General features: G+C 31.7%; 19 protein-coding genes. All 19 read right to left on the bottom strand.

Annotated features, from left to right (window positions below; translation table 11 throughout):
• Window positions 1-10: 10 nt before the first annotated feature.
• On the bottom strand, window positions 11-1,993 hold the full coding sequence (locus ACX6CF_RS05110) for a non-ribosomal peptide synthetase (RefSeq protein WP_458784226.1): 1,983 nt from the start codon (window positions 1,991-1,993) through the stop codon (window positions 11-13).
• Window positions 1,994-2,043: 50 nt separating this feature from the next.
• On the bottom strand, window positions 2,044-2,742 hold the full coding sequence (locus ACX6CF_RS05105) for a thioesterase II family protein (protein WP_458784225.1): 699 nt from the start codon (window positions 2,740-2,742) through the stop codon (window positions 2,044-2,046).
• A gap of 46 nt (window positions 2,743-2,788) precedes the next feature.
• Window positions 2,789-4,048 (bottom strand): ACP S-malonyltransferase, encoded by a 1,260-nt coding sequence (locus ACX6CF_RS05100; RefSeq protein ID WP_458784224.1) that lies wholly within the window; start codon window positions 4,046-4,048, stop codon window positions 2,789-2,791.
• The gene (locus ACX6CF_RS05095) at window positions 4,041-5,117 is read right to left on the bottom strand and encodes an HAD-IIIC family phosphatase (protein ID WP_458784223.1); all 1,077 of its coding nucleotides are present in this window, start codon (window positions 5,115-5,117) and stop codon (window positions 4,041-4,043) included. The genes ACX6CF_RS05100 and ACX6CF_RS05095 overlap by 8 nt, the downstream gene beginning before the upstream one ends.
• Before the next feature lie 24 nt (window positions 5,118-5,141).
• Window positions 5,142-5,393 (bottom strand): phosphopantetheine-binding protein, encoded by a 252-nt coding sequence (locus tag ACX6CF_RS05090; RefSeq protein WP_458784222.1) that lies wholly within the window; start codon window positions 5,391-5,393, stop codon window positions 5,142-5,144.
• A gap of 14 nt (window positions 5,394-5,407) precedes the next feature.
• Window positions 5,408-6,253 carry a 3-hydroxyacyl-CoA dehydrogenase family protein gene (locus ACX6CF_RS05085; protein WP_458784221.1) on the bottom strand — a complete coding sequence of 282 codons (846 nt, stop codon included), beginning with the start codon at window positions 6,251-6,253 and terminating at the stop codon, window positions 5,408-5,410.
• Entirely contained in the window at window positions 6,250-8,247 is a 1,998-nt protein-coding gene (locus ACX6CF_RS05080) for a carbamoyltransferase C-terminal domain-containing protein (RefSeq protein WP_458784220.1), read from the bottom strand. The genes ACX6CF_RS05085 and ACX6CF_RS05080 overlap by 4 nt, the downstream gene beginning before the upstream one ends.
• Window positions 8,248-8,351: 104 nt before the next feature.
• Window positions 8,352-10,388 (bottom strand): carbamoyltransferase C-terminal domain-containing protein, encoded by a 2,037-nt coding sequence (locus ACX6CF_RS05075; RefSeq protein WP_458784219.1) that lies wholly within the window; start codon window positions 10,386-10,388, stop codon window positions 8,352-8,354.
• Window positions 10,388-12,406 carry a carbamoyltransferase C-terminal domain-containing protein gene (locus tag ACX6CF_RS05070; RefSeq protein ID WP_458784218.1) on the bottom strand — a complete coding sequence of 673 codons (2,019 nt, stop codon included), beginning with the start codon at window positions 12,404-12,406 and terminating at the stop codon, window positions 10,388-10,390. Before ACX6CF_RS05070 ends, ACX6CF_RS05075 begins: the two co-directional genes overlap by 1 nt.
• Before the next feature lie 36 nt (window positions 12,407-12,442).
• The gene (locus tag ACX6CF_RS05065; protein WP_458784217.1) at window positions 12,443-13,408 is read right to left on the bottom strand and encodes an electron transfer flavoprotein subunit alpha/FixB family protein; all 966 of its coding nucleotides are present in this window, start codon (window positions 13,406-13,408) and stop codon (window positions 12,443-12,445) included.
• Complete coding sequence (locus ACX6CF_RS05060; RefSeq protein WP_458784216.1) at window positions 13,398-14,183, bottom strand: electron transfer flavoprotein subunit beta/FixA family protein; 786 nt, start codon at window positions 14,181-14,183, stop codon at window positions 13,398-13,400. Before ACX6CF_RS05060 ends, ACX6CF_RS05065 begins: the two co-directional genes overlap by 11 nt.
• Before the next feature lie 49 nt (window positions 14,184-14,232).
• Window positions 14,233-15,372: an acyl-CoA dehydrogenase family protein gene (locus tag ACX6CF_RS05055; RefSeq protein WP_458784215.1), complete on the bottom strand. Its 1,140-nt coding sequence runs from the start codon at window positions 15,370-15,372 to the stop codon at window positions 14,233-14,235.
• 835 nt (window positions 15,373-16,207) lie between these two features.
• The gene (locus ACX6CF_RS05050; protein WP_458784214.1) at window positions 16,208-17,566 is read right to left on the bottom strand and encodes an NAD(P)H-dependent oxidoreductase; all 1,359 of its coding nucleotides are present in this window, start codon (window positions 17,564-17,566) and stop codon (window positions 16,208-16,210) included.
• Between the two features lie 3 nt (window positions 17,567-17,569).
• Window positions 17,570-18,121: a PadR family transcriptional regulator gene (locus tag ACX6CF_RS05045; RefSeq protein ID WP_458784213.1), complete on the bottom strand. Its 552-nt coding sequence runs from the start codon at window positions 18,119-18,121 to the stop codon at window positions 17,570-17,572.
• A gap of 177 nt (window positions 18,122-18,298) precedes the next feature.
• On the bottom strand, window positions 18,299-19,372 hold the full coding sequence (locus ACX6CF_RS05040; RefSeq protein ID WP_458784212.1) for an NAD/NADP octopine/nopaline dehydrogenase family protein: 1,074 nt from the start codon (window positions 19,370-19,372) through the stop codon (window positions 18,299-18,301).
• Between the two features lie 576 nt (window positions 19,373-19,948).
• Window positions 19,949-20,473 (bottom strand): YehS family protein, encoded by a 525-nt coding sequence (locus ACX6CF_RS05035; protein WP_458784211.1) that lies wholly within the window; start codon window positions 20,471-20,473, stop codon window positions 19,949-19,951.
• 172 nt (window positions 20,474-20,645) lie between these two features.
• Entirely contained in the window at window positions 20,646-21,419 is a 774-nt protein-coding gene (locus ACX6CF_RS05030; protein WP_458784210.1) for a nucleotidyltransferase domain-containing protein, read from the bottom strand.
• A 292-nt stretch (window positions 21,420-21,711) separates the two neighbouring features.
• Complete coding sequence (locus ACX6CF_RS05025) at window positions 21,712-22,008, bottom strand: hypothetical protein (RefSeq protein ID WP_458784209.1); 297 nt, start codon at window positions 22,006-22,008, stop codon at window positions 21,712-21,714.
• Window positions 22,009-22,250: 242 nt separating this feature from the next.
• Window positions 22,251-23,082, bottom strand: an 832-nt coding sequence (locus ACX6CF_RS05020; protein WP_458784208.1) for a sensor histidine kinase, incomplete at its 5' end; no start/stop codon positions are given.

Genomic DNA, 23,082 nt, shown 5'->3' with positions numbered 1-23,082 from the left:
TATCTCTCCCCTAGCCAATTAGAGTTCCCATTTCTTTTCTAACATGTACCCTCTCCACAATATATTCTGCCAATGTCTCAATGGTTGTGTATTCAAAAAGCTCAGCGATGGAAATACAATCACCATATTTTATATTAATAGCCATATGTAATTTAGCTATTTGAAGAGAGTCAAGTCCCATAGACATAAATGAACCACTATAATCAAGTTGATGATCTACAACGTCTTCTAAGGTTTCTGCAATAAAATCTTCAATAGCAGATACATCACACTCAATAATATTATTAGCTTCTTCCATTACCTTAGCCAATGTACCTATTTGATTGTTGTAATCACCTCTTATATAATTCTTTATTAACTTATAACGTTGCACTTTCCCACTAACAGTCATAGGGATATTATCCACCAATACAAAATCGTCAATATATATTCCTAACATATTGTTCATATGAGATAATACACTTTTTATTTTACTAACCAGTATTTCCATAGGAGTGTTTCCTTGTATGAAACAGATCACATTATCATTGACATCATCCACATTCTTACGGTATCCATGAATGATAATTCTCTCCTCCTTAAAAATATCTAGCTTCTGAATATATTTTTCAATATCATTGTCGTAATAATTTTTACCGTTATATATGAACATCTCTTTATAGCGTGCTGTAATATGTAGATTCCCATCATAGATAAATCCGATATCACCTGTATTGAACCATTCACCTATAAAATTTTCATCCCGTTCACGATTGTAATAATTATTTAGTACACAATTTCCTGCAATAAATATTAAACCAACGCGACCATCCTCTAATGTATTTCCATCCAAGTCAACGACCTTCAACTTGAAAGCAGGAAGAGGCTTTCCTACGCTAATTATTTCTGAAGCCAGAGGATTATCATCTGAAATAATCTCTATGGTATTACCAATACTCATGCTCTCTTTACTAACAGATATTTTCTTAATGCAGTCCTCATCTGTCGTAACTGAAACAGCCAAAGTACCTTCCGTTAATCCATAAGCTGGTGATAATGCAAATCGCTGGAACTTACTTTCTTTCATGTACTCAGCAAATTGATTGCATAAGTTAATGGATATAGGTTCTGCTCCTAAGAACATTGTGTGTAAAAAGGAAAAGTCCCACTCCCTCTTTACTCCTTTTTCCTGTAGTAGCTTAATAATAAAATTAAGGTAGAAATTAGTTCCAGATGCAATGGTTCCTTTAACCCTATTGCAATAATCCAAATAGAATACAGGATCTTTTACCACATATTGTGTATCAATAATGTGAGCATTATGCTGATGTCTAATAGGTATAAACATATTAAGGAACAAGCCAAAATTATGATATAAAGGAATCCACGTAACAAATACTTCTTCTCCATACAAGTGTCTACTTGAATAAATATTATCAACATTTTGTATGATTCCTAGATTGGTTATTCCCACTCCTTTAATATCACTTGTTGATCCTGAGGAAAGTTGAATATAGACTATATCAGAATCACACTCTTCATCACCTAAAATGGCATCCTCTATATTTGTGTATGTTGTTTCTTTTAACCCACTCTCAAGTCCATCTGTCATTTCTGTATTCCAACATATACAATCTTTGAGAGATAATTCTCCTTGATTAATTTCTTGGCTTAGGGCTTCATCATCTGTGACAATGAAAGCATTATGACAAACCTCCAGGACACAACTTAGCTTATCTATATCATCTCTTTTAATACTTACTGGGGCAGCAATAAAATCCCCTAATATACATGCCCAAAGTGTTATATAGAACCACTCTGAATTATCCATGGATATAATGACTTCATCTTTTGGCCTAATACCTCTTTCATATAGATAATTCTTCATCCACAGACTTTGTCTAAATAAATCACGATAACAGGTAAAGTTTATATTTTCATGGGAATGAACAAAGTATGCTCCCTTTTCCTTTTCTTCTCTAAGGTTATAGAGTAACTCTTTCACTTTTTCCATATTTTTTTATTTCCCCCTTCCCTTTTTTAATTTTAATAATTGCTATTAACTCAACCTTCTAATTTATTTACTATAACGTTAATAGTGTCTTTCATATTCTCAAGGTGAAAGAAATGTCCTCCATTAATCTTACATATAGTACACATTCCACTAGTAGTCTTACGCCACTCAAGAAGTTCCGAATTTTTGATAGAACTGTCTTCTGTGCCACTTAATATTGTTATATCACTTTCAATCAATTCATTTTCTGTAGGATTTTGATATTCCTCAATAATGGCAAAATCGCTTCTGAATATTTTTAGATACTTATCCAAAAATTCGGTAGAATTTATTATTTTCTCGCTAGTACCACCGATTTCCTTAATTCTATTCATAAATTCTTGATCTGTCATATCTCTATAATTCAGCTCTTCTTTCTCAGTTAATGGAGACCATCTACCAGAAAAAAATATATGCACTGGTGGCTTCATCCCCTTCTTTATCAATCTAAAGTACACATGATAAACTAACCAGCAGCCTAGGCTATGCCCAAATAAAGCATATTCTTCATCATCTGATTGATAGTTAATTATATCCTCCACCAGATCATCTACTGCTTCATCAAAGCAACTATATAAGGCTTGATCAGACTTAGCTCCTCTCCCTGCCAATTCTAGAGGAACAATTCTAATATTATCTGTCATATGTATCTTCCATTGATAATAGTTGAGTGCTGAACTTCCAGCATGTGGAACGCAGTATAGTATCATACCAACCAATCCTTTCCCACAATAAATAAAGTGTTCGTTACTATAATCATGCCTTTTGAGAATAATATTCTTCTAACAGATAATAATTACTTGTTTCATCCAGCAATTGTTTTATCCAGCTTCTTCGTTCTTCATCTGGTACTCTTTTTGCCTTCATGATATTCTCAAAATATTGTAGTGCCATTTCCAAATCAGTTTTTACAACCTTTCTATGACTATCTTCAATATCTTTATGTAGTTTTTTGATACAGTTATAATTATCGACTACACCTTTTTGATAATCCTCACTGGATACATTATCATTCTTAGTAGCTACTGCAATACCAAGGCAACGACTCATGAAATCCGGAATATCCTTCTTGTAATTTTCATCTGCAAGAAAATTCTCATGAAAATATTTTCTATCCATTTTCTTACCAAAACAATAGGCAGTCATCCCTGGGGCTATGTTTTCGATAAGGCTTGTTACTAAATTCTTAGGTCCCATTTCTAAAGCAACGGATACACCATATTTCTTCATACATTCAATTATTCTCTTCCACTGAACAGGATGTGTAAGATGCTTTGACATCACTTCTGGAATGAGTTCTTTATCACTAAAAGGTTTACCCTGTAAATTAGTGATTACAGGTATTCTAAAAGGATAAAACTCAAATCCACAAAGGTAGTCATAAAATATTTTCTCGATACTTCCCATTAAAGGACAATGCATAGGTGTACTTGTGATGAGTGGTGTTATCCTTGCATCACTATCAAGAAGCTTCTCTTGCATTGTATCAATACCTTCATCTGTTCCGCTAATGAGTATTTGATTATTGGAACTCTCACAGGAAATATATACGTCTTTATTCAACTTGGAATCCTCAATTAATTGTTCCACCGTATCAAAACCCACTTCTTCAGCAATCAACATAGTTCCTAGATGTTGTTTATAGACATCTTCTAGTAATTCTCCTCGCCTCATAAGTATCTTGATACCATCTGAAAAGCGAACAGCACCTGAGGTAATGAATGCTGCTATTTCACCTACGCTATGTCCTGCACAGAATTGTGGAGTCATTCCATATTCATAGAAATAAGCACGGGCAATAGCGACACAAGTGGTTGTTACTGCCAATTGCATATTCTTCATTTTGCTCAGGGTCCCAAGGCTACTTTTAAAGCATAAGTTAGCTACATCTACTCCTGATATATCACTTGCTTCCTCATAGGTCTGCCTACATATCAAATAATTATTATAAAAAGATTCTCCCATTCCCACATATTGGGCTCCTTGACCTGGAAATACCATAGCTATCTTATCCATATATCCTCCTTATCTCATCCTCTTCATATTCAGGAAGATCTGTAATCAATGTGACATATTCAGGCATCTTTTGTATTCTACTCAAGTCATTTTTCATAAGAGTATAATCCTCTTTGTTTTCAAAAACTTTGAACCCTGCCAAATTGTATGTGAGCTGCATCATCTTATTCTTCTGAGTTGTAATGAACTTAGCATACAATTCTCTATCAGCTGTCTGAGCCATATTCATGATATAATTAAGCAAAATGGTTCCTATACCTCTGGACATGACTCTACATGACATGATAAACAATTCCAGTACCCATCGTTCATTACTTGTGTCGATTAAGATAATGCCTATTTTTCCATAAGTTCCGTACTTATCATCTAATCCTACAATCAATAATTTGTGTTCATCCGAATTCTGCATAAGTTTTAATTCTTCATAGGAATAGGTATACCCTGTTGTGTTTAATTGATTTGTTCTCTCTGTTAGTTCGATTACCCTATCCAAATCCTCATCTTTTGCATTTTGGATACTAATCTTCATATCTAAGGATGCCAAAAAATCTTCTTGTGGTCCTTGATATGTCTCTTCAACTTTCTTTCGGTGATAATCAGCTATGTACATCTCTCTTCTTTTCATTGAATCCTTTGTAATGAAATCAGGAATGAACATATCCATATCCAGTATATCTGTCAATTCATCTGCATCAATACACGTAACTTCTGGTATAGAAGTCTTTACCTCATCTCGTTCAAAATTCTGATCATCGATGAAGGCAATTGTATTCGCACCAATATTCAAACAACGAATAATTTCTTTTACAGCTTGAGACTTACTACTCCAGCTAATCTGAGGGTATAAAAAATATTCTTTTATGCCAAGTTCATCTAATTTAGCCATAGCATCTTCATAGTTGTTTTTACTTGATATAGACTGAAGAATACCTCTATGGTCAAGTTCTTTGATTATGCAGAGAACATGGCTTTTCAATATTACTTCTTTATCTTCAATAAGAACTCCTTCCCATAAAGTATTATCTAGATCCCATACAACACATTTTATTTTATTATTTTTATTGGACATCTAACATGACTCCCTCCTACTAAGTTAGTTCATCTTCTTTTCAATAATATCCATAATCTTATTTAGAGTATTAAAATTATCCATATTCAATTCCACTACATCTATAGCTACATCAAATTCCGTTTCAATGAATGTAATGAGTTGCATAGCAAACAAAGAATTAACGAAACCTAAATCAAAGAAATCATCATCATCTCCTAATGTCTCTACATTTTTTTTCCCAAAGAACTTTCCTAAAAACGTTTTTAATTTTATACTAATATTTTCTCTATTCATCTTCATTCTCCTTCTCAATAATTATAGACATAGAAACCCTTGCCGCTTTTTCTACCAAGCAATCCGGCATTAACCATTTTCTTTAATAAAGGACAAGGTCTATATTTACTGTCACAGTAGCTTTCGTAAAGTACCTCTACAGAAAACAAAATCGTATCAAGACCAATTAAATCCGCCGTCTCCAATGGACCCATTTTGTGTCCAAAGCATTGTTTGAAGATTTTATCCACATCTTTTGGTTCTGCTACTCCCTCGTGTACCAAAAATATAGCTTCATTAACTGTTAGCATCAATACACGATTGGATACGAAACCTGGAAGATCATTGACTACAACGCCTTCTTTTTCAATTGTTTTTAATAAATTAAGTGTTGCTTCTATTGTCTTATCTGATGTGTGGTATCCCTTTATTACTTCAACAGTTGACTTGATATGCGCTGGATTCATATAGTGAGATCCTATGATATTTTCTGGTTTATGCATAAGTGCGCCTACTTGTGTAATGGAAAAACATGAGGTATTAACTGCATAGATTGTGTCTTCCTTACATATTTTGTTTAATTGCAAATATACATTCTTTTTTATCTCCCAGTTCTCAGTAACATTCTCAATAATATATTCACAGATTTCAACATCCTCAAGCTTAGTTGTGAATGTTATACGCCCAAGAATATTATCTATTGTGTCCTCACACTTTTTCCCATACATACCTTGAAAACGATAATCTGTTTTTATCTGTTTCATAGCTTGTTCCAATACGTCTGTTTCTCTATCTACCAACACGATGTTATGACCATATTGAGCATAAGCTAATGCGACACCTCTGCCCATGACTCCTGCTCCTATTATGCCTATGTTCATAGGTTGATTGCCTCCTTAAATTTTTCATAATATTTATTTTCACTAATCATTTTGTCCAATTCAACTTTTAAGAAAGGTGGTAACGTACTAAAATACATCTTTGATTTAATTTCCAATTTCTTACACTCTCTCTTATCTTGTAACAGCTCTGTATCATTTATTTTCAGGTGAATATAGTAGAATATAGCTCCTAGAGAAATTTCATGTGGATTATAATCCTTGACTAAATGTTCATACTCTTCTTTATTACTCCACATATTCAAACTAACATTTCTCTTTGCTGGAACCTTTTCGTTATAACATTGGTGGTTCATAAGTTCAACCCGTTTCCCATCAATATACATAACTTTGATATCCTTTCTTAATGCAAAATTAAAGGCTTGTTCAATGTTATTAATTATAGGCTCACCTTTATCATTTAAGGATGTATTGCATATAATAGGAACTCCTGTGATTTCATTGAAGTTTTCCATCACTTGATATATTTTCTTCTGTCTACTGGTTTTATCTATACTTTGAAGTCTCGCAGTTCTATTTTCATGTACAATGGCAATGACTTCCTCATCCTTATCTTCCCGAATTTTTGATGCATGTAGCATATAAGGTGATTCGAAATCATTCTCGAACCATTCGTGAATCTTATCTTTTATAACAATAGGGGCAACTGGGCGCCACCACTGTCTTTTCTTGATATGATTGAGTATATCCTTGGTTTCCTGCTTTCTAGGGTCACCTAGTATACTTCTTGAGCCAAGTGCTCTAGGTCCTATTTCAGCACCATTTTCAATCCATACAAGGGGGTATTCTATTATATCCATAGCTGCCTGTTTTGGATCAAAGTCACTCATACTTTTTATGAACTGGCTATAATCATCTAAATGAAATTCATTTAAATCACTTCGGTCTCCCAAATAGGCGTCTTGCAATTTAAAGTTGAACGATCCATTTGATCTATCATAGAATGCATATAATCCAATTCCTAATGCCATACCACTATCACTTACACATGGTGGTGCCATAAATCCTTTGAAATGATACTTGTTCATCAAATAAGTGTTACAAGGACAGTTCAAAGCAAATCCTCCAGCTACAGCTAGATAAACCTCTTTTGTATCAATTCCATATTCTTCTATAAACAGCCCTATATTGTGTTCCATAATATGATAGGACATTTCTTCAATTATTTTCATTACCATACTTATTTTATTTTCCTTCTCACTAAATCTTGGGTCAAAATAATTAAACTTATTGCCTGCATCTTCTTCGGTTAAATTATCCACGAAATCTAATAAAACATTGATATTATCACATACATCTTTTGGTACTTCTATATTGCTGTATAACAGTATATCTTCCATGTCATAGTAGGCAACACTTTTGCTTGCACTGGCTAGTGCCATCAAACTTCCTTCTCTCATGGAATAATGACAGCTTATAAATCCCCACAAAATACCAGGGGAGCATACTGATTTCAATTCAAACTGACCTTTTTTATAGTCAGAATAACATCCTATAAATGGAGAACGGGTGAAGGCTACTGTATCAGATACAATGTCTGAACCTCCATCAACTGAAAGTACCAATACCTTTTCATTATGATAGATTTCTGTGTCCATAAAAAGGCAAGAAGATAGGTGACACATTGAATGATAGGTAAATTCAGGATAACGCTGGATAGACATATATTCATCCTTATCTCCTAGTTCAGGTGTTCCATATACTTCTATGATATCTTCCATACTCAACCCATAAGCTACTAATAAATCATTCATCAAATCATAGAATTGGTTCTTATCAAAAAAACAAGATTGATGCTTCTTCATACCACTTAGTCTTTCTAACTCCCAATAATGCATTAACTTTACTTCTTTTTGCTCTACCTGCCATAATGCTATGTTTTGATCATGTCTATGAGCAAACTTATATATATTACCTAGAGGATCAATTTCAACATATGCAGATAAATAATAGCCATCTTTTAATTCTTTTTTCATAATTTAACCCTTCTCTCTTTTCACCATTATATATATACATTGAACTTAAACATCTAAAAACTATTTTAATAAGTTCAATATATTACCTTGTTTATAAATTTGACTTATATAGATTCTTCTACTTCATCAAAATCTAATTCCTTTTCTTTTATTTGACTAAAGATATCATATAGTAAAGTAGTTCTTTTTCTCCGTAGAATGCCTACTTTAGTCATAAACATCTTTGTTTCCACAGCACTTTTCAATGCACTACGCTTATTATCATGATCACTGATCCTATCAACTGGTATTCCCCACATTATTTTAGTCATAATTAATTCATCGTTAATATTATAGGGATTGAATTTGTTATATAATTGCAGGTACTCTTCGTTACTCTTCCACTTGCCCAAAGTTAATTTTCTACGTAACGGTTGTAGTTCTGTATAATTTTCATGATTTCTTAATCTTATTCTATGTCCATTAACATACATTAAATTTATTTTCTTTCTTAAGGCAAAATTAAAGGCTTCATCAATACAATTAATAATCGGCTCACTCTTATCATTTAGAGATGTATTACATATTATGGGTACTCCAGTCATTGAATAAAATGCTTCCATTAATTGATACAATCTTTTTTGCTTAGTATCCTTATCAATTGTTTGTAATCTTGCTGTTCCATTAGAATGTGCAATGGCTATGACTTGGTCCACTTTTTCATCCTTTATTTTGATTGTATGTAGCATATATGGTGACTCGTAATTGTTTTCAAACCAGTCTCCAACGCATTCCTTTAATACAATTGGCGCAACTGGTCTCCACCATTGCCTTTTTTTTATAGTATTTAGGACATCTTTTGTTGCTTGTTTCCGTGGATCACCCAATATACTTCTTCCTCCTAAGGCACGTGGACCAATTTCTGTATGACCATCAAACCATACAATCGGCTCATTTATTAAATCTTCAGCAGCCCTACTTGGTTCAAATTCTTCAATAGAATGGATAAATCCTTCAAATTCATTATTTTCAAGAAACACTTCTAAGCTATCACTTTCCCCGCAATATGCTGATTCTAGCTTAAAATCAAATTTCCCTTCTGTCTTATCATAAAATGTAAAAAGTCCAATACCTAAAGCCATACCACAATCACTTACACAAGGCGGTGCAACAAAACCTTTGAAATGATATTTGTTCATTAAATGTGTATTACATGGACAGTTCAAAGCAAATCCACCTGACATAGCTAAATAAGTTTCCTCTGGAACTATGCCAAAATCTTTAATAGCATTTTCAATATTTTTTTCCATAATCCTATAGGACATATTTTGTATGATCTTCATGACCATACTTATCTTATTTTCTTCTTCACTGAATCTACTATCAAAATAATTGAACTTGATACCTGAATCCTCTTTGGTATAGGAATCAATTTCTCTAACTAGGTCGAGGATTTTATTTTCAGCATGGTCTGGACTATCTATTTGATAAGACCTATTAACAAGAATATCCTCAACTTCTAAATATGCCTTACTCTCACTTGCAGAAGCAAGAGCCATTAGACTTCCCTCTCGCATATTATAGTGAATAGCTACATAAAGCCAAAAGGCACCTGGAGAATAGGCTGGAGATATCATAATATCTGTACTTCCCGCACTAGAATAAGCCCCAGCAAATGGATATTTTTCTATCTCACCGACTTCACCCTCTTTGTTGTATGCATCAACAACACAGTCTGAACCTCCATCTAAATTGAATCCAAGAATATTTTCTTGTTTAGATAGTTTTGTATCTATTAACATACAAGAAGATAAATGTGACATACAGTGGTATGTATACTCAGGATAATGATGTTTTGATAAATAGCTATCATCTGCTAACAATTCTGGAACACCCCAGATTTCTATAATATCTTCTAAGGTCAATCCTTCTTTTTTCAGAAGACCTCTTAGAATATCTTCACAGTGTTCTTTGTCATATAAGGCAAAACTATTCTGCTTATATCCAGTTAATCGTTCAAGTTCCCAGTAACGTATGAGTTTTACATCATAATCATTTTTTTCCCATAGAGCGACACAATTATCATGTCTATAACCTATAGTAAAAATATTTCTCACTTGAGCAATTTCTAGATATGCTGATAAATAATATCCATTTTTCATTACGCTTCCTCCTTTCCTTCTATAGTTTTTTTCCTATTTACGTTAGCATTCATCATTCTTGTAAGGAGAATTTGTTTATTGAATAATGGCTTTTGTTTACAAAGCGTTTTTATTTTATTTGCAACTTCCTTTTGTTTTTCATAATCTAATTCGAATAATTCGATACCTTTATATAAGTTGGTAAATGTATATACAAAGATTTCTTTTTGAGAAATGTTATATGGATTATATCGTTTAATGAGTTCTTGTTTTTCCAACTCATCCTTCCATACTTCCATTTGAAGATTTCGCTCTAATACTTCTTGTTTATTATATTGTTCATGGTTTTTAAATGAGAATCTATAGCCATTAAAGTAACCCACTTTAATATTTTTACGCAAAGCAAAATTACATGCTTCTTCAATTTTATTTATTATAGGCTCTCCCTTATCATTCAAAGAGGTATTACAGATAATAGGTACTCCTGACAATCTTTCAAATTCTTTCATCACCTTATAGAGATATATTTGTGGACTTTCTTCATCAATAGTTTGCAACCTTGATGAACCATCTTCATGAACAATTGCAGGCACTTGTTGTTTTTTATCATCTAATAGCTCAAGGGCATGTAACATAAATGGCGACTCATAATCATTAAAAAACCATTCACCAACTTTTTCTTTTAAAACAATAGGTGCTACAGGTCGCCACCATTGCCTTTTTTTCACTTCATTCAATCGATCTTTTGTTGCCTTTAATCTAGGATCACCGATTAAACTTCTTGCACCTAGAGCTCTTGGTCCAATCTCAGCACTCCCTTCAAACCATACAACAATGTCTTCTTCCATATCTTTTACTACCCTAGCTGCATCAAATTCTTCAACACTTTCTATGAAATCACTGAATTCTCCTGTTTCCAGGAACTCTTTTACATTGTAACTATCACCATAATAAGCATGATTCAATTTAAAATCGAAATCACCTGATGTTCTTACATAAAAAGAAGATAATCCAATTCCCATAGCCATGCCGGAATCACTTACACAAGGTGGTGCTATAAATCCTTTAAAATGGTATTTATTCATTAAATAGGTGTTACATGGACAATTCAAAGCAAATCCACCTGACATAGCAAGATAAGTATCTTCTGGACGTAATCCAAATTTTTCAATAGCTTCTTCAATGCTATTTTCCATAATTCTGTATGACACTTGTTGTATGATTTTCATAATCATGCTGATACGATTTTCCTTCTCGCTGAATCTTTCATCAAAATGATTGAATTTTATCCCTATATCCTCTTTGGTATAGTGATCAATCTCATTCATCATTTCAAATATTTTATTGCGACTGTTTTCCCCCATCTTACATTCATCAAAGGGTAATAAATCTTCTACATTATAATAAGCTTCACTTTCACTTGCCGAAGCTAATGCCATTAGAGTACCTTCTCTTATGTTATAGCGCATCAAAGCCCATCCCCATAATTCAGCTGGAGATACAACCGGGAATAAATTCAACTTATTATTTCCTGCTTCTGAATAACATCCTATATAAAAATGTCGATCGAATTCACTTATTGATTCTCTATCATACGCATCAATAATAGAATCCGAACCACCGTCTACAGCGAATGAAAGAATATTTTCTCTCCGAAACATATCCATATCCATAAACAAATTGGTTGCTAAATGAGCGATACCGTGCAGTGTGTATTCAGGAAACAAGTACTTTGATAAATAACTATCATCCTCTTGTAGCTCTGGCACACCCCATATCTCTACAACATCATCTAATGCAATATCATATTCCTTTAATAATTCGTTAATGATATCTTTACACTGCTTAACATCAAAAAATGGTAACCTCTGTTGCTTAATACCTGTTAATCTTTCTAATTCCCAGTAATGAATTAAAGAAACGCTTCGTCCTTTTTTTTCCCACAAAGCAATACTTTCATCATGTCTATGCCCTGCATTATACAGATTGCCTAACTTAGAAATATTGATATAAGCAGAGACATAAAATCCATCTTTCATAGTCAATTCTACCTCCCTTAGTACTTCTCCTATTTCTTATTTTGCAAGTTCAGTTAATACATTCTCCCCTTTGTCTACTATAACGTAATCGGAGTATTCAAAAATGGGGGCGTTTTTATCAGTATTAACCGCAATAATAAGCTGTGCACCCTTGATACCAACCATATGTTGAGTTGCTCCCGATACTCCAAACGCAACACAAATATCAGGACTGATACTCATACCTGACTGACCAATCTGCCTATTCTCTTGAATCATCTTTTCTTCTACCGCTGCCTTAGTTCCTACAATGACCGCACCATATTCTCTCGCAACTGTTTTGCATAAGTCCATAGAGTGCTTCATTCCTCTTCCAACGATAAAGATAACCTTGGCAGATTTAATATCCACTTGCTCCCTAAGATCTAATTCCTTACGTTCCAAGATCTCAATATCTCTTTCTGATTCACTTTCTGTATACGAATAATACTCCATATTGAATCTTGTATCACTTGTCACAAAGGCTGATTCAAATATATTTTCTTTGATTGTACACATCTGAAGCTTCTCATTAATACATGTTATCTTTGCTAATACAGATTCACTCATGGCAGGTCTAATGAATACATATCTATCCATTTCGCCATCATACTGCACATCAGTACAGCAAGCAGTTAGTCCAGCACCATATCGAACCGCTAATATTGCAGCAGTCTGCCTACCCGCTATAGAGGCTGGAAATAATATGATATCAGGTAGCTTGTCTTGTAGCATTGCTGCTATACATTTCACGTAAAATGAAATGCTGTATTTTTCTTCATGTTCACATAGGATAACTCTATCTGCTCCATATTGAAATAATTTCTGAAATTGGTCTTCCCGACTCACTCCCACACAGATAACAGATACCTCATCCTTGTCATTTCTCTTTAATTCAATCCCTTTATGTAGAATCTGTAAAACATGTTCTGTTGCATATTGTACATTTTCATCACTTATAATCCATATCTTTTTATTTCCCATATGTACATACTCCATTGTTTTTTCCTAGAATTATATTTTTGAGGATAGTCGCTGTATCTTTAACATCCCCATCCAATATGGTCTGTTCTTTTTTTATGATAGGATTGATTTTATTTACATCTTGAACGATGGTCTTTGACCCTTTTAATCCACACTTGGATCTGTCAATCTGTAGATCACTCATATTCCAAACAACTACTTTATGGTTCTTTGCACGCTTCAACCTCAATAAGTTAATTTTATTATATATTGTTGTGCAATTTCTATATGAAATGACCGCAGGTAATCCTACCCGTATCTTTTCAAAATATTCACCATTCTCTCTTTCAATAGACGCATTATCCGCGTTCAGGTTCGTTATGGTCTCTACCTGAGCTATGCAAGGTATATCAAGTTGTTCAGAAAGAGCATATACAACTTGTCCTGTTTCCCCATCTACTGTTTTTTGTCCACAGCATATAAGATCTACATCACCTATTTTTTTAATTGCTTTTTTTAGTACATAGGAAGTTGCTATAGTATCTGCACCTGCAAAATGCTTATCTTTTAAATGTATAACCTCATCCACTCCAAGTGCAATACAACGTCTTAATGTTTCTTTAGCCGCCTCTGGACCCATACTTATACAAATTATCTCTGTACCCTCTTTTTTCATCTCAATGATGTTTTGTAATGCAAACAGATCATATGGATTTATTACTAGATTTTCTCGATAATCATCTTCTTTATATACAAGTTCTTTTTTTACAGGTTTTATACACATTACTATTCTCAAGTAAATCATTTCCTTTCATAAGCAAAATCATATTAACCCCATTTATAACCTATACCACTCTACTTCGAATCATGTTATAGATGGTGTTTTTCTGCATTTCATTAGTCCCCGAATAGATACTGCACGCAAGGGCATCCCTTAATTCTCGTTCAATTTCATAATCTATTGTATACCCATAAGCTCCAAATATCTGAAGGGCATCTCGACATGTCTTAATGTAATTTTCGCTGACATAAAGTTTAAAGATAGAAGATTCCATAAAAGCACTTTTACCTTGATCTTTTAGCCATGCTATTTTATATAACATTAATCGCGACATTTCTATACTCATTTGCATATCAGCTATTTTATGAGAAATTGCTTGATTTTCACCTATTAATCTATTAAATTGCTTTCGATTGTTTACATGCTCTAAACACTTTTCCATTACTCTCTGCATGACACCTACATGAGGGGCAAATTCATAGCAACGCTCCCATTCAAGTGCAGCCGTCATTATGTTAGCTCCCATATTGAATGTACCCAGAACATTTTCCTTAGGCACGATACAATTATCAAGTACAATTTCTGATGTGGGGCATGCTCCTAGCCCCATCTTCTTTATGTCTTCGCATACCCCAAATCCTTCAAAGCTTTTCTCTACAATAAAAGCAGTATAACGTTTAAAGGCTCCTTCACTTGTTACTGCGAAAACGATGAAGATATCTGCAATAGGTCCATTAGAAATAAACATCTTAGTACCATTCAGGACATAATGATCCCCTTTATCTTCTGCATGAGTAACCATACTCATAGCGTCCGATCCAGCTTCTGCTTCTGTAATAGCAATTGCACCGATTTTTTCTCCTGCTACCATCATATCCAAATATTTTTCTTTTAACTTTTGACTACCATAGAGATAAATAAGGTTTTGACTAACCCAGATATGATTATTGATTACAAAAATAAATCCATTATTTTTACAGGCATACCCTAATGCTTCAAACATTAAAGCTGCTGTTAGATAGCTTTCTCCAAGACCACCATATTGTTCTGATACAGTAATTCCTAATAACCCGAAATCAGAAACTTCTTTCCACATTTTACTTGAAAATGTTTCTATGTACTTGTTGTCATTAAGATGATTTTTTGCAAAGTCAATGATTTCGTTCTTTAACATCATTTGTTCTTTAGAAATTAAGAAATCCATAGTATCCCTCCTTGCTGTTTTGGTAATGTACTTACACTTGATTGCATTTAATCTTGGCATACCACTCTTTTAATTATGTACCTCACCATCTGCTTATATTTGTCCAAATGATATCATTTCCATCTATGTAATAAACTGAAATGTTTTTCAAAGCTAGAGATTCGGCATTTAATTGTACTCATATAGAAAATAGGGGAAATATTACTTTTATAACTTTTTCGAATAGTTTGTATATAAACCATCAATTTATGTATTTAAGTTAGTTTAATAAATAAGTAACTACTGTTCCCATTTGTAAGTAACATATAGAAACATTATTGCAATTAGAAATGTATTGTTATAATTTTCATCTTATTTTAATAATACCACTTTTTTGTACATTTTTCAATGTTTTTGTTATTGTTTTTCAATTATATGTCTTATTAACTGTTTTTTCTGCTTTTAAATATTAATTAAACTATATATATTAATATAGTATTTCAAACTTTATTGTTATTAATATCTTACTTAATTTATTATTACTAGTATTTCACTAAATTTATTATATATTTAAATTAATATCAATACTTAGCTTTATAATTATAATACATTTTATTACTTCTACAATTTAATTATTATATTATATCTCTTGTTTTGATCTAATTATAGTAATAGATTTCACAGGAACAAAAGAAGTACCTATAAGTTAAAAAAATTCTAAGATACAGACTTTTAACGTCTATACCTTAGAATTAGTGGCTTAGAATATTATTACATTACAAAAAATTTATACTATGATAATATTCGACATGAATCTATTTAGTTTTTAGAATGTAATAAAATAGAAAATAAGGTCCTACTTTTCTTCTTGTGACGTTGCTGCTTCAATTACTTTTTGGTATGGAGAAATAATTATCTCATTCATTTTCCCCTTGGTTTTCTTCTGAACCGATGGTAATGACATCAATGTTCCAAATAATTTCATTTTCAGTATTGTACCAATCTGTTTTTGAGGAAAATCATAAATTTTATGCTTCTTATAGAATTTATGGTCTGCTTTCATCATTCCACGCATCAAATAAATCAAGTCACGAAAAATTTTTGTTCCGCCAACACCATAAAAGTTTTTTGGACGAGTTAATTTGTTCTCAAAAGCGTATACAAAATTTTTTGAAAGCTGTTTTATCTCAGTTGTAGTATCACCCTCATCTGTTGCAACTCCTACAAGAAAATTTCCGCCAACCTCACTACGAGCTTCAATGATAGTTTGCACATTCCCTTCATTCTTATAGTCACCGCTAATTAGATATGCACTTGGCATCCCCATTGTAACAGCTCTATGCCCATTGCAAAATTGGCGATCATCATATAATTTAAAACTTGAATGAGTATAGTGATCCTTTATAGTAAAAGCATATATAATAGCATCTGCTGATTGAATTTCTTTTCTTAAGAAATCATCAAAACCATCTTTATAAATACATTTTCCGCTGACAGCACAGCTAAAACAACCTAAACATCCGCCAGAAAACTTAAATTCACGTACATTGACTTCTCTCGAAGGATAGGGCAAATCGGCACGAAAATCAGCTATCATATTTTTTAGATTCTCATCATCTTGGGCGCAATTTGTCACTATTACTACGTCAGTATCTTTTTTCTTAGGTACTTGTTCAAGTACTGATTTATATGGAGTACGTTCTTTTTTAGGCAATGGTTTTGTGGGATAAGTGCATATATCGTTATTCACACAATACATAAGATGATTGAAAAAGTTTTCTGCATCTTGCTGTCCTTGTTTGGAAAGTAAATCATCCATATCAGCTGAAAGTCCACGGATATATTTAACTCCCAGATCATTACAGTTTTCCTCAATGTACTTGTGTGCTGTAACATCGTAAAAATGTTTTGATGTGGAAAACTGTGTTGCTATTTTATTTTTGAAATCAATATTGTTTTCTTTCATAAGTTCCATAAAACGGTGTATCTGATATGGTGCGATAAAAGTATATACTGGGTAAGCAAATAGAATTAGCTCTGTATTTTCTAATGCTTGCTTTGCATCAGTAAAATCTTTTTCATATTGTTTTATCCTTTGGCCAACATTCAGTATATTAAAATCATGTTTAGGGTTCTTCTTTTGTAAAAATAGTATTGTTTGAAGTGTTGTACTATACTTGCCTTTTGGACTACCATTTATAACTACTATCTTCATAATCTACCCCTCAATTCTTTTTAATAATTTTTTGTACCAATCCATCTCGAATTCTATTGCCGCTATACCATAATCTAAAGTGTATGTCTGATATTCTAAAATATCCTTTATATTTTGCTCACTTGTTTTTGCCAAGGTATCATTCTTAACTTTATCAAACTCGTTCTTTAATGAAAGTAGTGTGCTTTTCATTGTAACTAATTCTAAAATGTATTTATCAATCATCTCTTTACGTGAATTTTCAGGTGCTATTCCAAGAAAAAATAATTTTGACAATTCCATATTTTTTGTCTTTTGGGGTTGCATTGGACTTTGCACCCAATTCATGAAATAGCTTTTCCCCTTTGATGTAACGGTATAAACTTTTTTATTTTTTCCATTCTCAACGTACTCTTGAAATTTAATATTTTCTTGTAATAATAACTTTTTAAGTGCAGTCTGAACACTTCCTGCACTGTCTGAACAAATCATTGATAGATTTGTTTTGATAAAACGTCGTATTTCATAGCTTGTAGTTGGCTTCAAGAAAAGAAGCCCTAAAATTATAAATTCCAAATAAACCTCTCCCTTCTATTAGGCATATGTCTATTAGATATATTATAATAAACTAATTGCAGTATGTCAACAAACAAAATATTGACATTTATTACATCAACATAAGATTTATAATAAAAAATAAAACCTGTTGACTTAAACAGGTTTTTTGCAATATGGGGGTAAATATATATCTACTTAATTTTCATTACTAAGTGTACCTATTATTTTTTCTAATTGTAATCTATCAACATTCCTTCCTACTTCTCTATAGTTTGTTTTCATACAAGCTGAAGCAATGTTAATAAGTGAAGAACAAATAGGTGTACTAACATTAAGCAATTCTCCTAAAGATTCTAATAACACAAGTCCTTCTGGAACATCCTCAGTAATATACCTTGAATTACTTACTGTAGGTCCTGATGTTGAACTATTTTGGGCATACTCAAAAAATACTTCTTTGGCATCTAAATCTAGATTTTCCGAGTTTCTAAATTTACATGCTTCTACATAAGACAAAGGCTCAATACCTAATGATTTTAAAACTTCCATTTTTTCACAATCTAATTTCTCAACAAGATTCCAAATACTTGGTGTAAACACTTCACGATACATCCAATAGTCACTTTTTGAATGTTCAATACGAGGTATACTCATAATTGCACCTATAGTATGAACTATAAGGTTAGGATTATGAAGTGCTGCCTCCACTACTGATTTTAAAGGAATAAAGTTGTAGTCCAATTGATTTAAAATATTCATTGCTTTAGTTTTACAACTATTCGGATATATTCCAACGGGATTACGAATATTCTTAAACAAAACTTTTATTTTTCCAGCTTCAACTATTCTACAATCTAATGGTGAACTTTCTGCTTCTACTATAATTAGATTCAAATCCCCGCAATGCTTCATAAAATATGATGTACTTAAATAACCAGGTTCAATTAATATCACTTGATTATCTTTTAAATAGGGTATCATTTTTTTTATAACATTTTCATGATAATTGGTTTGTATAAACAAAATAATTAATTCTGATTCAGGTACTAAAGCCTCCTCAAATGATGTTGTCACTTTGTGAATTTTAGTAATATGTTTACCATCAGAATCTTCATAAACTACCTTACCAAAATTATTAATCAAATTTTTGAAATGTTCATTATGCCCTTTATTTGATGTTTTAAGTAATGTTATTTTATGGTCTTTTAAACTTAAATCTGCCGCAAGAGCAGTACCACCATTACCTGCACCAACAATTGTTATATTCATATGTTTTCTCCTAATCTGTTTTTTATAATATTTATTAATATATTTTTTATCCAATTTAATTTGTTAAAATTTTAAATTTTGTATTAAAATAATAATTCTAAGAGTGTAATTATCACTTCCTAGGCATATCATAATACATTTAGGTTTATCAGCAAAACAATAAAATATTCAGTATCAATAGGAATTTTGAATATATCTTATTTAATGTTTGATAGCCAAAATTTATTTCAATTAAGTTTAAATTATCGAGTGAATTTATAAAGTAAAATACTAACAGAACAAAATAATATATTTCAATTATTATAGAATTTAATAGTATGCCCACTGTAGAAAGTGATCCCCTATCGTTGAAAATAAAGGAATAATAGCATTGAACCTTTATTAAGCATATCATATATATACAATATAATGTGTAATTTTTGAAATAAAAATAATTTATTAATAAAAAAAATATTAATAAATTATATGTTTTAATATATTTAAATTTTTTTTAGTGTTTACATCACATATATCATGTTATTATTTGACAGTTTCTATGGCAAGTTGTTTATTTTAAACATATCTACTTTCCTAGGCCTACCTTCTATATCTTATAGCTAACCCTTTCAAAAAATTCCTAGCGTATTTATCCCCGCACTCTTTATAATTCTTATGACCTTCTTTTCGAAGTATCGCACTTAGTTCACCTTTTGTTACAACCACTCCTGCTTCATTAAATATATCAAGAACATCGTCGCTTGTTAATGAAAGTGCTATTTTCACTTTTTTAATTAAGACATTATTAACACTTGCACTATCCTTTATTGTTAGTGCTGCTCTTTCAGATTGCCCTGATTTTGGCTCTTGTCTTCCTCTTTTAAATATGATGAAACCATTTAAAAATGATTCTAACGTATTATTATTACACTTGATATTCTCTTCTTTTTCTTCTACCTCATCATCGTCAACTTCATCATTGTAAGAATTCTTTGATTTGGTAAGCATCTTCTGAACTTTTTCTCTTGTTACTTCTATCCCTCCAAGCTTAAATATCTTTATCATTTCTGAATTTTTAATATCTAGCGCATATCTCAATCTAATTAATCTGTCATTATTATCCATTTGTAACCCTCCTAAGTTATTTAAATCAAGTATTTTATTATAAAAGACACCCTTGAATTCTCTATTCTTTTCATTTAATACAAATTAAATCTATCATACTTATCCTTCTTTTTCAACATAAAGCTAAATAACATTTAACAAGAGACTTCTTATGCATATCTAATATGCATAACTATGCTCCCCAAACTTCTGATATTGTATTTATAAATAGTTTATCCAACTTTTCTATATTATCATTACTTTTATTGTTTAATTTACTTACATATTCTTTGTAATAAGTTATTTTATCATCTAAAAAAACATTGATGATGTTTATTCTCTTTTGCTTGTCTATTTCGTTACCACTTCGTTTAATGACAAGTAATTTGTCAATTTCATCGATTAATTGTTCATCCAAATCCAGATTATTCATAAGCTCTTCAAATAACATTGGAGGTTGAGTTCCGTACTTTTCTGTCCACATACATGCCATAATTGGTCTAAGTACATAGAAGTATTTTTTAATTTTTATTTCTTCACCTTTTAAATACTCCCTATAGTTACCTTCTGCCATATGCAAATAGTGATAAATACATGATTTTGAAGAAAAATAATCTTTGAGTAGTTCTTTTAGTTTACTAACTAGATCAGTTCTATCCCCATATATTATTGGAGAATTTAGCCATTCCAGTAATGTAGGATTTGATTTTTTAAATAACACCAATGTTTTTCTTAAATCCCATCCATTTATATCAAGCAAATCGTTTATAGGCAATTCTATGACATCTCTTTTTTCCTTAATGGACATATACCATTCTGGTTTGTGGATGTATATAAATCTTACATCGTAATCACTATCCTTGGATTCAAAGCCCCACCCCCTACTTCCTGATTCAACGGCATATAGGATTTTCACTTCATGTTCTCGTTCTATTTCTTCTAACTTCTGTAATATGATGTCTCTCATTATCCAACTTCCTCATTTCTTTGATTGTTCTTAATATACTCGTATTATGTATGAAAATATACTTTTATTTATAATCTATTTCATATTATACCATTTTTTTTATTGTTTTTTATACACTAAATAATTTTAGTATCTAAATTTCACTCTGAATCTTTCCTGATAACTACAATTCATTTATACAAGATACTCTGCAAAACAAAAAAACAACCTCTCTAACAATATTATCTACCAATAATATTGTTAGAGAGGTTGAAACTATCATTACCCTATTTTAATTTTCAATGGATCTATTTTATTTAATAATCTTGATTTTACCTATAATAGGAAGCTCTTTCATCTTCTCATTATAAGCATTAATAATTCCCATGATAGCAAGTACCAAGCAGAAAATTTCACCTAGTGGAAGTATGATGAACCAGCCGATAACAGGAACAAAAGTACCTACCATACTAATAGCTACAGCAAGAAGAAATAGAGATAATCCTTGATTAGTATGGAATTTATATTCCTCATTGTTACTATCCACTAGGATAGGTATAAAAAACACTATATATGCCAAAACACTTATCCATTTATTTGTTTTATTCATTGCTCATCCCTCCTGAATAAATTGACAATTTCAAGTCACGCTCTTGTGCTTTTGTCATGTTAAATTCCTCCTTACGATTTGTTACTTTTATAATATTAAAAACATGCGTTACTTACAATACAGCAAGGGTCATAAGCAGATTATCTAAAGTCATATATTAGTACATAAAAAATGACCTACGTCACTGTATCAAAACGCAAGTCACTTACTTTTTCTTATAACCTTGAATATTGGTTGAACATTCAAGTATTAATACTTATCTTACTCATAAATCCTTCATGCTTCGAACTTATAAAATCCACATCTCCATCAATAAGTTTGAGACGTTCTTCAATTCCATTAAGTCCATTACCTTTAGTTAGATTATCACAGCCATTTCCGTTATCAATGACAAGAATATTTATACTTTCTCTTTTTATATTAACGGAAATAAAAATTTCCGTTCCTCCACTATGCTTCAATGAATTGGTTATCAGCTCTGTACACACTTTTTTGATAATGTCAAAAACCTTTTCATCAATCTTATAATATACACCTTTGAAGTGTAGATTAGTCTTTATCTCCGCATTTTTTATTCGTTCAAAAAGTTTCCTCAGATCTTTTTTAAGTAGTTCACCTGTATAGATACCATCCATTCTTTCTTTTAGGGATATAGTATTCATATTCTCTATACCAGCCCCTATTGATGATGATGCATCATACAATGCCACTATACTTTGATTTTTATCTTTTTTATAATAGAGTTTTGCTACTTCAAGAAGCTTTATAGCTACTACAAGAGAATGCCCTATGATATCATGCAATTCTCTTGCTACATAATTTCTCGCACCGATCTTAGATGTCTCTTTCAATGTACTAATTGCCTTTTTGAGCTCTTTATTGGAATTGTTCAAATCCTTTTGACTACATTTAATTTTGCTTTCAACTCTTCTATATGTAGTTATATCTCGAAAAATAATAAGATATTGAGTTTCTCTTATTGAATAGACTTCTTTTACGAATATTATAAAACTAAGACCTTGAATCTTTATTTCTCTCTTTACATCCTTTAATTCATTAATTATTTCTTTATTC

The sequence above is a fragment of the Vallitalea sediminicola genome (genome assembly GCF_054408565.1).
Note: the sequence above shows the minus strand (reverse complement) of the source record. Positions and strands in the feature narration are given on the sequence as shown.

Coding starts and splice junctions, on each gene's coding strand:
- ACX6CF_RS05080 (WP_458784220.1), bottom strand. CDS start 8,247: ATGAAAAAAGAATTAAAAGATGGCTATTATTTATCTGCATATGTTGAA.
- ACX6CF_RS05090 (WP_458784222.1), bottom strand. CDS start 5,393: ATGAATAGAGAAAATATTAGTATAAAATTAAAAACGTTTTTAGGAAAG.
- ACX6CF_RS05065 (WP_458784217.1), bottom strand. CDS start 13,408: ATGGGAAATAAAAAGATATGGATTATAAGTGATGAAAATGTACAATAT.
- ACX6CF_RS05100 (WP_458784224.1), bottom strand. CDS start 4,048: ATGGATAAGATAGCTATGGTATTTCCAGGTCAAGGAGCCCAATATGTG.
- ACX6CF_RS05070 (WP_458784218.1), bottom strand. CDS start 12,406: ATGAAAGATGGATTTTATGTCTCTGCTTATATCAATATTTCTAAGTTA.
- ACX6CF_RS05030 (WP_458784210.1), bottom strand. CDS start 21,419: ATGAGAGACATCATATTACAGAAGTTAGAAGAAATAGAACGAGAACAT.
- ACX6CF_RS05085 (WP_458784221.1), bottom strand. CDS start 6,253: ATGAACATAGGCATAATAGGAGCAGGAGTCATGGGCAGAGGTGTCGCA.
- ACX6CF_RS05105 (WP_458784225.1), bottom strand. CDS start 2,742: ATGATACTATACTGCGTTCCACATGCTGGAAGTTCAGCACTCAACTAT.
- ACX6CF_RS05095 (WP_458784223.1), bottom strand. CDS start 5,117: ATGTCCAATAAAAATAATAAAATAAAATGTGTTGTATGGGATCTAGAT.
- ACX6CF_RS05110 (WP_458784226.1), bottom strand. CDS start 1,993: ATGGAAAAAGTGAAAGAGTTACTCTATAACCTTAGAGAAGAAAAGGAA.
- ACX6CF_RS05055 (WP_458784215.1), bottom strand. CDS start 15,372: ATGGATTTCTTAATTTCTAAAGAACAAATGATGTTAAAGAACGAAATC.
- ACX6CF_RS05025 (WP_458784209.1), bottom strand. CDS start 22,008: ATGAATAAAACAAATAAATGGATAAGTGTTTTGGCATATATAGTGTTT.
- ACX6CF_RS05050 (WP_458784214.1), bottom strand. CDS start 17,566: ATGAAGATAGTAGTTATAAATGGTAGTCCAAAAGGCAAGTATAGTACA.
- ACX6CF_RS05075 (WP_458784219.1), bottom strand. CDS start 10,388: ATGAAAAATGGATATTATTTATCAGCATATCTAGAAATTGCTCAAGTG.
- ACX6CF_RS05035 (WP_458784211.1), bottom strand. CDS start 20,473: ATGGATAATAATGACAGATTAATTAGATTGAGATATGCGCTAGATATT.
- ACX6CF_RS05040 (WP_458784212.1), bottom strand. CDS start 19,372: ATGAATATAACAATTGTTGGTGCAGGTAATGGTGGTACTGCTCTTGCG.